The organism is Glycomyces sp. NPDC049804, from assembly GCF_040674615.1.
Lineage (GTDB): Bacteria > Actinomycetota > Actinomycetes > Mycobacteriales > Micromonosporaceae > Glycomyces > Glycomyces niveus.
Genome location: NZ_JBFAMQ010000002.1, coordinates 208,902 through 221,628, shown reverse-complemented (window position 1 = coordinate 221,628; position 12,727 = coordinate 208,902). Strand labels below are relative to the sequence as shown.

Sequence of the window (12,727 nt, the reverse complement as noted above, 5' to 3'; positions counted from 1 at the left end):
TCTCACCCGTCGTACGCGGGCGTCTCGGCCTGCGGCACCGTGAAGCGGCGCTCGACGTCGAGTTCGGCGAGGCCTTCGGCCGCGGGCTTGTCGTGCCAGGCGGCGAGGACCTCGCCCTCCTTCTGCCGGGAGAGTCCCGCTTTCAGCTGCGGCGCTTCGGCGTTCGCGTCCCACCAGCGCTTGACGGTGTCGGCGAGGTCCGAGGCGCGGAACCCGGCCGCGGCGGCCGGCCCGGTCGGCCGCGTCTGGAAGCCGTCGTAGTCGGGCGTGGGGACCCACATGCCGAGGGAGTCCGGCCCTGCCCAGGGGTTGACGCCCTGCTCCAGCAGGAACTCCTGCGAGACCCAGGTGAGCTCGGGGGGTGCGCTGAGGACGCCGCGCTCGAGGAGGGCCTCGCCGACCCGGTCGAGGAACGCGCCGAACTCGAGCGGCGCGCCGATGGCGTCGACGGTGCCGTGCTCGCCGGTGTCGGCGGCGTCCAGGAGGAAGTCGGCGTAGTCGTCCACGTCGATCCACTGCACCGGCCGCTCGCGCGGGCCGGGGGCCAGCGTTTCGCCGCCTTCGGCGAAGCGCAGCGGCCAGTAGCCGAGGCGGTCGTTGCGGTCGCCGGGGCCGACGATGAGCCCGGGCCGGGTGATGAACGCCCTGTCGCCCAGACGGTCCCGCACGAGCTGCTCGCACGCCACCTTGCTGGGGCCGTACGCCTCCAGGGCCGCGTCGGTGGAGTCGGCGGCGGTCGGCTCGTGGAGCTCGTCGCTGAGGATGTCGAAGTGCCGGTAGACGGAGATGGTCGAGACGAACGACCAGTGGGCGGCGTCGTCGGCGAGGGCGTCGAGGACCGGGCCGACGTGCGCGGGGATGCGCGCGACGTCGAACACGGCGTCGAACGCCCTGCCCCGCAAGGCATCGAGGCCCTCGCCGGTAGCGCGGTCGAGCCTGACGAACGCCGCTCCTTCGGGCGGTGACCCTGTGGCGCCGCGCGAGGCGACGGTGACCCTGTGGCCGCGCGCGAGGGCGTGCTCGGCGATGCTGCGGGACAGGAACACGGTCCCGCCGAGGACGAGGATCTGCTTCTCGGTGCTCATCCCTCGAGCATGGACCCTTGCCGGACGGCGGGCAAGCGGCGTTCGCCTTGAGCGGATCGGGCGGGGCGGCGCGGCCGGGCGCGCGGTTCGCACCGACCGAATACAGTGGGAGGCAAGCGGAGGCGCAGGGTGAGGAGGATGCCGTGACCGACGGTTTGGACGACGATTTCGGCGACGGGTTCTTCTCGTCCCTGGCGGCGAGCCCCGACGACCCCGCATCGGCGTACGACTCCGGCACCGCCTTCGACGCAGGCGCGGGGGAGGACGACTACCACTTCCTCTACGAGGTCGAAGGCGACGGCAGCTTCGAGACCGACGCGGAGGACTTCGGCGACGACGCGTTCGACCATGAGGTCTTCGACCACGACTACTACGACGACTACGAGTACGACTTCGGCGACGTCGCCGGCACGGACGACGGGATCGACCCCGAGCCCGCCTTCGATCCCGACCACGACTTCGTCAACGAGGGCGACGACGAGTTCAGGCTCGATTTCGGCCAAGGCTTCGGACCGGGCTGAGGCCACCGGGCGCCGGCCCGCACGCCTCGTTAGGCTGCCGGGGTGAGCGACGATCAACCCCGAGCCGCGTACGCCCGCCTGCCTCGAGACGAAGCCGAAGCGGTCGCCATGCAGACCGAACTCGCCGGCTGCGTGGTCGTCGCCGACGACGACGCTCCGACCACGACGGTCGCCGGACTCGACATCGCCTACGACAAGGACAGCGACACCGCCGTCGCCACCGCCGTCGTCCTGCGCCGAAGCGACCTCGCCGTCCTCGACCAGTCGGTCGTGCACGGCGCCTCCGACTTCCCGTACATCCCCGGGCTCCTCGCCTTCCGCGAACTCCCGCTGCTGCTGAAGGCGATCGAAGCGCTCACCGTGACCCCCGACCTGTACGTGTGCGACGGCTACGGGCTCACCCACCCGCGCCGGTTCGGCCTCGCCTGCCACCTCGGGGTCGTCCTCGACGCGCCCGCGATCGGCGTCGCCAAGAACCCGCCGCACCTGCCCGTCGCCGAGCCCGCGCCCGAACGCGGCGCGTGGACCCCGATCACCGCGAGCGGCGAGACCGTCGGCTGCGCCCTGCGCACCCAGGACGGCGTGAAGCCCGTCTACGTCTCGGTCGGCCACCGCCGCACCCTCGCCACCGCCCGCGACCTCGTGCTCGAACTCGCCCCCGCCTACCGGCTCCCCGAACCGATCCGCGCCGCGGACCAGTTGGGCCGCAGGCGACTCGCCGCCACCGAATGACCACACGGTAGGGCCGTCCCCACCTCGGCAGGGGGCGCTCGCAGGATGGTTCCGGGTCCCGTTCGCCCATAACGTGAACGGCATGGAACAACCCGAAACCGTCAAGCACGCCGCGCTCCTGTGGGCCACCGCGATCGTCGCCGGGATCGTCGAGACCGTGCTCGCCGTCAGCGAGATCGCCCGCGAGGCGGGCATCGACGCCGGCGTCTGGATGAACATCGGCGTCCGCTCGGTCGTCTACATCGGCGCCTTCGTCCTCGTGGGCTTCTTCGCGCGCGGCCGCCGCTGGGCCAGGATCGGCCTCGCCCTGCTCCTGTCCGTGGTCGGACTCGCCGCGATGGTCGTGCCCAGCGCGATGCAGCTCGCCGACGGCGAATCGCTCATCGCCGCGGTCGGCGGCGACGGCGACGCCGCGATCGCCTTCTTCGTCGTCCGGCTCCTCCACATCACGGCCGTCCTCCTCGCCACCGGACTCATGTTCAGCGCCAGCGCGAACGCCCACTTCCGCGCACCGCAGCCCGTCACCGCCTGAACGACCGGAACGCCCCGGCCGGTCCCGGCCGGGGCATTCGCCTACTGCTTCGCGGTCCAGCGCAAGAAGTCCTTCTCGGCCTCGGGGATCTCGGGCACCTCCAGGATCGCCGGGATCAGCTCCCGCTCGCCCATCGCGGCCCGGAAGAACACGGCGGCGGTCACCTCGTGCTCGGGCCGGTGCACGACCTCAAGCTCCGCGCCCGCCTCCACATGGCCCGGCGAGACGACCCGCATATACGGACCCGGGCGGGCCTCCCGCGTGAACGTCTTCAACCAGCCGCGCTCGTCGATCCAGCCCCGGAACGTCCCGCACGGGATGCGGGCCCCGGTCACCTGCAGCACCAGCCCGCCCGGGCCGGCCCACCGCTCGCCGATGCGCGCCGCGTTCACGTCGTACCCGGTCGTCGTCAGGTTCTCCCCGAACGCGCCCGGCGCGAACTCCCGGCCCACCAGACCGCTGAAATGCGCGTAGTCCTCGCTGCCGTACACGTAGACGGCCTGGTCGGTGCCGCCGTGGTTCGCCACGTCGCCGACCCGGTCGCCCTCGAGCCCCACCGACCCGTCGCCCTTCGGCCCCGGCGAAGTGACCCGCACCGGCCCCTCGACCGGCCGCTTGTCGATGTAGGTCGCGGGCAGGCGCTTCCAGGGGTTCTCGCGCGGACGGCCCACGTTCACACTGATGATCTTCACGCGCGGGAGCCTAGCCGCGCCCCCGCGGCCGCCTCAAACGCTTTTGTCGGCCCCTCCGGATAGGCTTGCCGCGTGGGGGTGAGCACGAGGAAGCTGTTCCGCGACGACGCGGTCGTTCTGCGCACCTTCAAACTCGGCGAAGCCGACGCGATCGTGTCCCTCCTCGGCCGCCAGCGCGGCCGCTACCGCGCCATGGCCAAGGGCCTGCGCCGCACCTCCTCCAAGTTCGGGGCGCGCCTCGCGCCCTTCAGCCACGTCGACCTCCAGCTCATCGAGGGCCGCGCCGAGCTGCACACCGTCACCCAGGCCGTCGGCCTCCACCTCTCCGGCGGCGCGATCGCCGCCGACTGGGCCTCTTACACCGCCGCGTGCGTTATCGCCGAGGCCGCCGAACGCCTCGTCCCCGAGGACCACCAGCCCGACCTCGACGTCTTCCAGCTGACCCTCGGCGCGTTCCGGGCGCTGGCCGAGACCGATCTGCCGGCCGTGCTCGTCATGGACTCGTACCTGCTGCGCGGCATGAAGTCCGCCGGGTGGGCGCCTTCGCTCAACGAGTGCGCGACCTGCGGCAAGGACGGCGAGCACCGCGCCTTCGCGGTCGCGGCCGGCGGCGCGGTCTGCGGCGACTGCCGCCCCGGCGGCGCCACGGTCCCCAAGCCCGCCTCCCTCGAACTCATGCGGGCACTGGAGGCGGGCGACTGGGCGAACGCGACCGCGGCCGACCCCCGCCAGCGCTCCGAAGCGGCCGGCCTCATCGCGGCCCACTTCCAATGGCACTCCGAGCGCCCCCTCAAGACCCTGAAGTACGTGCCGCACCAGGGCTGACGGTGTCAGACGGTGCGTGAGAGGAACGCGAGGGCGGCCTCGAACATCCGGTCGCGGTTCGCCAGCGAGCCGAAGCCGTGGCCCATGCCCTCGATCCAGTGCTGTTCGAGGCGGTCGCCCCAGACCTCGCGGTAGGGGTCGATGAGTTCGTCCCGCATCAGCCCGTCTTCGGTGCCGCCCGCGAGGAGCACGGGTCCCTCGTGGCGGCGCGCGGCCGCGAACTGGTCGATGCCGTGGAGGTCGTCGATGAAGGCGTCGCCGAACGCGATGCCGTTGTAGTCGGCGCGGCCGCGCTCGCGGATCTCGTCGCGGAACGACTCCCAGAACGGCAGGTTGAGCGGCCCGCCGGCGGGCGCCCAGAGCGCGAGGGAGCGCAGCGGCCGGTCGCCGGCGGCGAGCACGGCCACCAGGGCGCCCATGCTGTAGCCGAGCACGGCGATCCGGTCGGGGTCGACGGCGCGGTTGCGTTCGAGTTGGGCGAGTACGGCTTTGAGCTGGGAGGCCTGGTCGGAGACGCTGAAGTCGAGGGGGTCGCCGTCGGATTCGCCGAACGCGGCGAAGTCGAAGCGGTAGCAGGCGATGCCCTGGGTCGCGAGCAGCCGGGAGAGGAGGACGAAGTCGTTGCCCCAGCCGATGCGGTTGCCGCCGAGGCCGTGGCAGAGGACGACGGTGGGCGCGGGGGAGGGGTGCGGGTGGGGGAGGTGGAGGACGCCGCGGAGGGTGCGGCCGGCGTGCTCGACGTTGAGAGGTTCCACGGCCCGAACGTAACAGAGCGCACATGTTCGCGCCACGAGGAAAAGGCGAGGAGGGCGCGGGTTCGGTGTCGCCCCCGTTTTCGATGGTGCCCGCAGGGTCCGACACCGCCGTGCGGGGCGGGCGTGCGGCGGGCCTCGGCGGGGGCCGGATTAATATCGAGGCCCCCGTTCTCGATGGAGGTCCTGTGAGCCGCACGTACGAGCCGCCGAAGCCGCACCCTTCCGGGGCGGTCCCGCCCGCGCTGCCGCGCGAGCTCGTGCCCAGGCATGTGGCGCTCGTGATGGACGGCAACGGCCGGTGGGCGAAGGAGCGGGGCCTCAAGCGCACCGAGGGCCACACGATGGGCGAGGCCTCGCTGTTCGACACCATCGAGGGCGCCATCGAGATGGGCATCTCGACGCTCTCGGCGTACGCGTTCTCGACCGAGAACTGGCGGCGCAGCCCCGACGAGGTCCGCTGGCTCATGGGCTTCAACCGCGACGTGATCCACCGCCGCCGCGACGAGCTCAACGCCATGGGCGTGCGCATCCGCTGGGCCGGGCGCCGGCCCAAGCTGTGGAAGAGCGTCATCTCCGAACTCGAAGTGGCCGAGGAGATGTCGAAGAAGAACGACAAGATCACGCTCCAGTTCTGCGTGAACTACGGCGGCCGCGCCGAGATCGCCGACGCCGCCGCGGCGCTCGCCCGCGATGTGAAGGCCGGGCGGCTCAACCCCGAACGCATCAGCGAGAAGACCTTCGCGAAGTACCTGTACAACCCGGACCTGCCGGACGTCGACCTGTTCCTGCGCCCCTCGGGGGAGCAGCGGACCTCGAACTTCCTGCCGTGGCAGTCGGCGTACGCCGAGATGGTGTACCTCGACGTGCTCTGGCCCGACTTCGACCGCCGCCACCTCTGGCACGCCTGCGAGGTCTACGCGAGCCGGGACCGGCGCTTCGGCGGAGCCGAGCCGAATCCGGTGTCGGCGTAAGTCGAAGACGGAGCGGGGCACCGCGGCGGGGCCGAACTGAAGCGCGGTGGCGGAGCCGAGCCGAATCCTGTGTCGGCGTAAGTCGAAGACGGAGCGGGGCACCGCGGCGGGGCCGAACTGAAGCGCGGTGGCGGAGCTGAGCCGAATCCGGTGTCGGCGTGAGACGAAGACGGGGAGCGGGGTACCGCGGCCCGGTGCCCGCTATCTGAACGGGGTGAAGCCCCGGCCGCGCTCCTGGTCGGCCTGGAGCTTGTCGACCGTGTTCTGCAGCCGGTCGATCCGCTCGAGGATCACGGCGGTGTCCGCCGAGATCTGGTCGTCGATGTCGTCGAGGCGCTGCGCCTCCTCCATTGACGCGAGCACCACGCCGAGCAGGAGGTTCACCAGCACGAACGCGCCGAACAGGATGAACACCAGGTAGTACGGCAGCGTCCACAGGTTGTTCGCCATGCTGTTGCGCATGACGTTCCCCATGTCGTCGAAGGCGACCAGCTGGAACAGGTTCAGCAGCGCCTTGCCCACGGTCCCGAAGTGCTCGGGGTCGCTGCCGCTGAACGCGATCCACCCGACCATCGCCCACAGGTACATGACGACGCCGGTCAGCGCGAACACGCCCGCCGACTTCGGCAGCGCCTTCCCGGCCGCGACGAGGATGATCCGCAGGCTCGGCAGCGACCGGAAGATCCGCACGATCCGCGCCAGCCGCAGCATCCGCAGGATCGTCACGTTCTCGCGCAGGCCCGGCATGAACGACGCGACGACGATCACGAAGTCGAAGACGTTCCAGCCGTCCTTGAAGAACTTGAACGGCCGCCGCCCGAACGACAGCAGCCCGGCCAGCACCTCGAACGCGAAGAACCCCAGGCACACGTGGTCGACCCAGTGCAGGAGGTGCGCCATCTCCGCCGAGTGCGGGAACGTCATCGCCCCCAGCGCCGCCGCGTTGACCAGGATGACCACCATCGACACCATCTGGAACCGAGGGCTCGCCAGCAGCGCCCGGCAGGCGGCCGGGACGAGGCTGGTACTGGTACCGAGGCTGGGAACACGCACGGCACAAGAGTAGTAAAGCGGAACACTCACATACTGGTGGGTAGGGCGGGCAGGTGTTCGTTCACCTGCGGCCATGCCGCACAATGGCAGCGTGAGCGCCGAACTCGCCAAGCCCGAGACCCCCGCCGAGACATCGGCCACACCCGCGCCCCCGCGACGCCGCGGGCTCACCTCCATCGAAGCGCTCGCGCTCCTGCTCATCTTCGGCCTCACCGCCCGCCCCGGCCTCACCGAGATCTTCGCCGCCCCCGCCGCGCAGGCCTGGTCCGCCCGGTTCGTGGCCGTCTGCGTGCAGGCCTTCCCGTTCCTCGTCCTCGGCGTGGTCCTCTCCGCCGCCATCGCCGCGTTCGTGCCCGCCGGGTTCTTCCACAAGGTCGTCCCCAAGCGCACCGCGCTCGCCGTGCCCGTCGCCGGCGTCGCCGGGGCCGTCCTGCCCGCCTGCGAGTGCGCGTCCGTGCCCGTCGCCGGCGCCCTGGTGCGCCGCGGCGTCGCCCCCGCCGCCGCGTTCACCTTCATGCTCGCCTCCCCGGCCATCAACCCGATCGTGGTCGTCTCGACCTTCGTGGCCTTCCCCGGCAACCCCGAGATGGTCTACGCCCGCGTGGCCGCCTCCCTCGCCGCCGCGATCGGCATCGGCTGGCTCTGGGCCCGCCTCGGCAAGACCGAATGGCTGAACCTTCCCAAGCACCGCCACCACGACGACGGCAAGTGGGCCGCGTTCTGGTCCGGCATCCGCCACGACTTCCTCCACGCCGGCGGCTACCTCGTCATCGGCGCCGCCATCGCCGCGAGCCTCAACACGCTCGTGCCCGAGACCTGGCTCCAGCCGATCGCCGACCACCCCGTGCTCGGGGTGCTCGCGCTGGCGGTCCTGGCGGTGCTCGTGTCGATCTGCTCGGAGTCGGACGCGTTCGTGGCGGCCTCGCTGACCCAGTTCTCGCCCACCGCGAAGCTGGCGTTCATGGTCGTCGGCCCGTTCATCGACGTGAAGCTCGCGGCGATGCAGGCGGGCACCTTCGGGCGCCGGTTCGCCCTCCGGTTCGCGCCGGCCGCGTTCGTGGCGGCCGTGGCCGCGAGCGCCCTGATGGGAGTGGTCCTGCTGTGAGACGTGACGCGCAGGCGGTCATCCTGCTCCTGGTCGGCGGCGGGATGCTGCGATTGGCCTGGACCGGGGACTACCTCAACTACGTGAAGCCGTACGCGTTCTGGCTCATCGTCCCCGCCGGGATCGTCCTGATCGCGGTCGCGGCGATCACCGGCTGGAATTCATGGCGGGCCGAGCGGGAAGCGGACGACGGGCACGGCCACCACGGCGAGCCGAAGGTCGCGTGGCTGCTGCTCGCGCCGGTCGTCGGGATGCTGCTCGTGGCCCCGGACGCGCTGGGGTCGTACGAGGCCGAGCGGACCGGGACCGTGGTCGGCGCCGAGGAGGACCGCTCGACCTATCCGGAGCTCCCGGACGACGTGGACCCGGTGCCGCTGACGCTCCTGGACTACGCCGCGCGGGCGATCTTCGACGAGGGCCAGACCCTGGAGGGCCACCGCATCCAGTTGCGCGGCTTCATCCTCTACGAGGGTGACGAGCCGCAGCTGGCGCGCATGGTCGTCTCGTGCTGCGCGGCCGACGCGCGCCCGGTCAAGATCGGCTTCGAGGGCGAACTGCCCGCGAACCTCGAGCAGGACCAGTGGGTCGAGGTCATCGGCGAGTACACGACCCGCCAGGGCCGCGACGAGATCAACGGCGAGCTGGTGCCGTACATCGAGGTCGAGTCGATCACGAACATCCCGACCCCGGAGAACGAGTACCAGTAGCGCCGGGCACTCCGACAGTGCGCGGGAGCCGGTGTGCCCCCGGTTCTCAACGATGCCCCGGGGGTGCGACAGTTCCGGCCCGGCGGCCGCCGGATTCCTCCGTTCGCGTGATGCCTGTCATCCAGCCCGTCTCCGGGCAAGCGGTGGCGCTCGCGTTTGCGCTGCTCGCGAGGGCCGCTCTCGACCAGGTGGCACATATTAGGTGTTGACAATGATTGTCATGACTGGGCAAGGTTCTCTCATGCGCCGTTCCCGATTCATCCTCGTGCCCGTCGCCGGACTCGCGGCGGCGGCCGCCCTCGCCGCCTGCGGCTCCGGCTCCGACGACCCCGCCGCCGACGGCGAGATCAGCGTCGTCACCGCCTTCTACCCCCTCGCCTTCGCCACCGAGCGCGTCGGCGGCGACCACGTCGCCGTCACCAACCTCACCCCCGCCGGCCAGGAGCCCCACGACCTCGAGCTCGCGCCCTCCGACATCGCCGCGATCGAAGAGGCCGACTACGTCGTCTACCTCAAGGGCTTCATCCCCGAGCTCGACGCCGCCGTCGAGGAGTACGCCCCCGACAAGTCCCTCGACGTGCTCACCGCCGTCGAGACCATCGGCTACGACGCCACCGAGTCGTTCGAGGACGACCACGCCGAAGGCGACGAGCACGCCGAAGAGGAGCACTCCGAGGAGCCCGCCGCTTCGGACGACGCCGCCTCCGAGGAGGCGACCGAGGACGGGCACGACCACGAGGACGAGGAACTCGAGGGCACCGACCCGCACGTCTGGCTCGACCCGACCCGCTACGGCCAGATCGGCACCGCCATCGCCGACGGCCTCGCCGGGCTCGACGACGCCAACAAGGGCGACTACACGACCAACGCCGACGCCTTCACCGCCGACCTCACCGAGCTCGACGCCGAGTTCACCGACGCCCTCGCGTCCCGCGCCAGCGACGAGATCGTCACCTCCCACGCCGCGTTCGGCTACCTCGCCGACCGCTACGGCCTCCACCAGGTCGCCATCTCCGGCCTCAGCCCCGACCAGGAGCCCGACACCCAGCGCATGGCCGAGGTCGCCGCGTTCGTCGAAGAGCACGGCGTCGCTACGATCTTCTTCGAGACCCTCGTGTCGCCCGACATCGCCGACACGCTCGCGGCCGAGACCGGCGCAGCGACCGCCGTCCTCAACCCGCTCGAAGGCCTCACCCAGGAGCAGGCCGACGCCGGCGACGACTACTTCACTGTGATGCGCCAGAACCTGGCCGAGTTGCAGACCGCCCTGGGCGCGGCATAAGGCAGCATTACTCCAATGCCCGTTCTCAACGTCAGCGGCGCGACCGTCTCCTACGGCGGTCGCGCCGTCGTCCGCGGCGTGGACCTCGCCGTCGAACCCGGTGAGGCCGTGGCCCTCATGGGCGCCAACGGTTCCGGGAAGTCCACGCTCATCAAGGCCGTCGCCGGGCTCGTCCCGCTCGCGGGCGGCTCGATCGAACTCTTCGGCACCCCGCAGAAGCGCTTCCGCGCCTGGAAGCGCATCGGCTACGTCCCCCAGCGCACCGGCGCCGCCTCCGGCGTCCCCTCCACCGCCGCCGAGGTCGTCTCCCAGGGCCGCCTCGCCCACCGGCTCCTCGGCATGCCCCCGAAGCGCGCCGACCGCGACGCCGTGGCCCGCAGCCTCGCCGAGGTCGGCCTCGCCGACCACGCCCACTGCTCCGTCGACACCCTCTCCGGCGGCCAGCAGCAGCGCGTCCTCATCGCCCGCGCGCTCGCCACCGACCCCGAACTGCTCATCATGGACGAGCCCACCGTGGGCGTCGACGCCGAGACCCAGGCCGCGCTCGCGACCGTGGTCGCCGACCGCATCGACGCCGGCTGCGCGGTCCTCCTCGTCACCCACGAGCTCGGCCCGCTCACCGACCGGCTCGACCGCGCCGTGGTCCTCGCCGACGGCAAGGTCGTCCACGACGGCGCCCCGCCGCGCCCCGTCGGCGAGCACGCCGACCCGCACCACGACCACGCTCACCCGCACGCCAACGGCGACGCCGCCGACGAAGCCATTTGGGGCGGAAAATGAACGTCGACACGGTCCTCGGCTACTTCGAGTACGAGTTCATGCAGCGCGCCCTCATCAGCGCCCTCGTCGTCGGCCTGTGCGCGCCGGCGGTCGGCGTCTTCCTCGTCCAGAAGCGCTTGGCGCTCATCGGGGACGGCCTCGGCCACATCGCCCTCACCGGCGTCGCCATCGGCTTCCTCACCGGCGCCGCGCCCATGTGGACGACCCTCGCGGTCACCGTCGCCGCCTCGATCGTCATGGAGCTCCTGCGCAGCCACTCCAAGACCTCCGGTGACGTCGCCCTCGCCATGATGTTCTACGGCGGCATCGCCGGCGGCGTCTACCTCACCGGCATCGCCTCGGACAAGGGCGTCGCGAACCTCCAGCAGTACCTGTTCGGCTCGCTCCTGACCGCCGGCTGGGACGAGGTCTGGACCATCGCCGTCGGCGGCACTGTCGTGGCCGCCCTCATGCTGGTGCTCCGGCCCTGGCTCGCCGCGATCTGCGCCGACGAGCAGTACGCGCGCGTCTCCGGCCTGCCCGTCGCCGCCCTCAACCTGCTCCTGCTCATCACCACCGCCGTCACCGTCTCGGTCTCGATGCGCGCGGTCGGCCTGCTCCTGGTGAGCGCCCTCCTCGTCATCCCGGTCGTCACCGTCCAGCAGTTCACGCGCTCGTTCAAGGCCACCATGTTCGCCGCGATGGCCGCGGGCCTCCTCATCGCGGGCACCGGCGTCCTCTTCTCGGCCGCGAAGGACGTCCCGCCGGGGTCGACGATCGTGCTCATCGGCGTCGCCGTCTTCGTCGCGACCGCCGTCATCGCCGCCGTCGTGCACCGCGTCCGCCGGGTCCGCCGCGCCCACCTCCCGCCCGAAGGCGAGCCGCTGGAGGTCGAACTGCCCGCCGCGAAGGCATGACCGGAGGGGGACCCGCGACACCTGAGCCAGCGAACGGCCACGGGACGCGATATTTTTGCGGGGTGCGGACCGAGACCGAGCCAACCGAGGCCACCCCAGCCGACTACGAGGCGGCGGGGGAGCTCCTGCGCGCGCTCGCCGCGCCCCTGCGCATCGCGATCGTCATGGAACTGGCGGCCGGACCGAAGTACGTGCACCAGATCGTCGAGACCCTGCGCGTCACCCAGCCCCTCGTCTCCCAGCATTTGCGGGTCCTCCGGGGAGCGGGTATCGTGCGCGGCACCAGGTCGGGCCGCGAGATCTCCTATTCGCTGATCGACGACCACATCGCGCACATCGTCACCGACGCCGTCCACCACGCCCGAGAGGAACGCTAGTGGCCACCAAGCCTCCGGCCGAGAACATGGCCCGCTCCACGAAGCAGCGGACCGCGATCCTCGAACTGCTCGAGCACGACGACGCGTTCCGCTCCGCCCAGGACGTCCACGCGATCCTCCGCGAGGCCGGCTCCAAGATCGGCCTCACCACCGTCTACCGGACCCTCCAGGCCTTCGCCGAGGCCGACATCGTCGACGTCATGCGCCTGCCCGGCGGCGACCACCTCTACCGCCTCTGCTCGGCCGAGGAGCACCACCACCACCTCGTGTGCCGCTCGTGCGGGAAGACCGTCGAGGTCGCCGGTCCGACGGTGGAGCGCTGGGCCAACAAGGTCGCGGCCGACCACGGCTTCACCGAGGTCGGACACACGCTCGAACTCCACGGCCTCTGCGCCGACTGCGCCAAGTAGGGTG

16 protein-coding genes are annotated in these 12,727 nt (G+C 71.5%); 12 read left to right on the top strand and 4 right to left on the bottom strand.

The genetic code is table 11. The features are described 5' to 3' along the window. Positions 1–2 precede the first annotated feature (2 nt). Positions 3–1,085: an NAD-dependent epimerase/dehydratase family protein gene (locus AB0K52_RS03485; RefSeq protein ID WP_363525589.1), complete on the bottom strand. Its 1,083-nt coding sequence runs from the start codon at positions 1,083–1,085 to the stop codon at positions 3–5. Positions 1,086–1,228: 143 nt separating this feature from the next. Between AB0K52_RS03485 and AB0K52_RS03480 the strand changes: the two genes are divergently transcribed. The 3 genes from AB0K52_RS03480 (at position 1,229) to AB0K52_RS03470 (ending at position 2,870) form a co-directional block, all read left to right on the top strand. Next, entirely contained in the window at positions 1,229–1,606 is a 378-nt protein-coding gene (locus tag AB0K52_RS03480; protein WP_363525586.1) for a hypothetical protein, read from the top strand. A gap of 42 nt (positions 1,607–1,648) precedes the next feature. Further along, positions 1,649–2,338 carry an endonuclease V gene (locus AB0K52_RS03475; protein ID WP_363525583.1) on the top strand — a complete coding sequence of 230 codons (690 nt, stop codon included), beginning with the start codon at positions 1,649–1,651 and terminating at the stop codon, positions 2,336–2,338. 82 nt (positions 2,339–2,420) lie between these two features. Further along, positions 2,421–2,870 (top strand): hypothetical protein, encoded by a 450-nt coding sequence (locus AB0K52_RS03470; RefSeq protein ID WP_363525580.1) that lies wholly within the window; start codon positions 2,421–2,423, stop codon positions 2,868–2,870. Between the two features lie 41 nt (positions 2,871–2,911). Here AB0K52_RS03470 and AB0K52_RS03465 read toward each other — a convergent pair whose 3' ends face one another. Next, positions 2,912–3,562, bottom strand: coding sequence for an MOSC domain-containing protein (locus tag AB0K52_RS03465; RefSeq protein WP_363525577.1), 651 nt, complete (start codon positions 3,560–3,562; stop codon positions 2,912–2,914). A 72-nt stretch (positions 3,563–3,634) separates the two neighbouring features. Here AB0K52_RS03465 and recO point away from each other — a divergent pair, with 72 nt between their 5' ends. Beyond that, on the top strand, positions 3,635–4,387 hold the full coding sequence (gene recO, locus AB0K52_RS03460; RefSeq protein ID WP_363525574.1) for a DNA repair protein RecO: 753 nt from the start codon (positions 3,635–3,637) through the stop codon (positions 4,385–4,387). Between the two features lie 5 nt (positions 4,388–4,392). Here recO and AB0K52_RS03455 read toward each other — a convergent pair whose 3' ends face one another. Then, the gene (locus tag AB0K52_RS03455) at positions 4,393–5,142 is read right to left on the bottom strand and encodes an alpha/beta fold hydrolase (RefSeq protein ID WP_363525572.1); all 750 of its coding nucleotides are present in this window, start codon (positions 5,140–5,142) and stop codon (positions 4,393–4,395) included. Between the two features lie 185 nt (positions 5,143–5,327). Here AB0K52_RS03455 and AB0K52_RS03450 point away from each other — a divergent pair, with 185 nt between their 5' ends. Continuing rightward, positions 5,328–6,113 carry an isoprenyl transferase gene (locus tag AB0K52_RS03450; protein WP_363525569.1) on the top strand — a complete coding sequence of 262 codons (786 nt, stop codon included), beginning with the start codon at positions 5,328–5,330 and terminating at the stop codon, positions 6,111–6,113. Positions 6,114–6,314: 201 nt separating this feature from the next. Here AB0K52_RS03450 and AB0K52_RS03445 read toward each other — a convergent pair whose 3' ends face one another. Further along, positions 6,315–7,166: an ion transporter gene (locus AB0K52_RS03445; RefSeq protein ID WP_363525566.1), complete on the bottom strand. Its 852-nt coding sequence runs from the start codon at positions 7,164–7,166 to the stop codon at positions 6,315–6,317. A gap of 91 nt (positions 7,167–7,257) precedes the next feature. Here AB0K52_RS03445 and AB0K52_RS03440 point away from each other — a divergent pair, with 91 nt between their 5' ends. From AB0K52_RS03440 to AB0K52_RS03410, 7 genes are all read left to right on the top strand, one after another. Beyond that, entirely contained in the window at positions 7,258–8,271 is a 1,014-nt protein-coding gene (locus tag AB0K52_RS03440; RefSeq protein WP_363525563.1) for a permease, read from the top strand. Continuing rightward, on the top strand, positions 8,268–8,978 hold the full coding sequence (locus AB0K52_RS03435; RefSeq protein WP_363525560.1) for a TIGR03943 family protein: 711 nt from the start codon (positions 8,268–8,270) through the stop codon (positions 8,976–8,978). The genes AB0K52_RS03440 and AB0K52_RS03435 overlap by 4 nt, the downstream gene beginning before the upstream one ends. 241 nt (positions 8,979–9,219) lie before the next feature. Then, positions 9,220–10,260 carry a zinc ABC transporter substrate-binding protein gene (locus AB0K52_RS03430; RefSeq protein ID WP_363525558.1) on the top strand — a complete coding sequence of 347 codons (1,041 nt, stop codon included), beginning with the start codon at positions 9,220–9,222 and terminating at the stop codon, positions 10,258–10,260. Positions 10,261–10,275: 15 nt separating this feature from the next. Next, positions 10,276–11,040: a metal ABC transporter ATP-binding protein gene (locus AB0K52_RS03425; RefSeq protein WP_363525555.1), complete on the top strand. Its 765-nt coding sequence runs from the start codon at positions 10,276–10,278 to the stop codon at positions 11,038–11,040. After that, a complete protein-coding gene (locus AB0K52_RS03420; RefSeq protein WP_363525552.1) occupies positions 11,037–11,936 on the top strand; it encodes a metal ABC transporter permease in 900 nt (299 codons plus the stop codon). The genes AB0K52_RS03425 and AB0K52_RS03420 overlap by 4 nt, the downstream gene beginning before the upstream one ends. 62 nt (positions 11,937–11,998) lie before the next feature. Next, positions 11,999–12,313, top strand: coding sequence for a metalloregulator ArsR/SmtB family transcription factor (locus tag AB0K52_RS03415; protein WP_307792933.1), 315 nt, complete (start codon positions 11,999–12,001; stop codon positions 12,311–12,313). A 26-nt stretch (positions 12,314–12,339) separates the two neighbouring features. Then, positions 12,340–12,723 (top strand): transcriptional repressor, encoded by a 384-nt coding sequence (locus tag AB0K52_RS03410; protein WP_363526160.1) that lies wholly within the window; start codon positions 12,340–12,342, stop codon positions 12,721–12,723. Positions 12,724–12,727 lie beyond the last annotated feature (4 nt).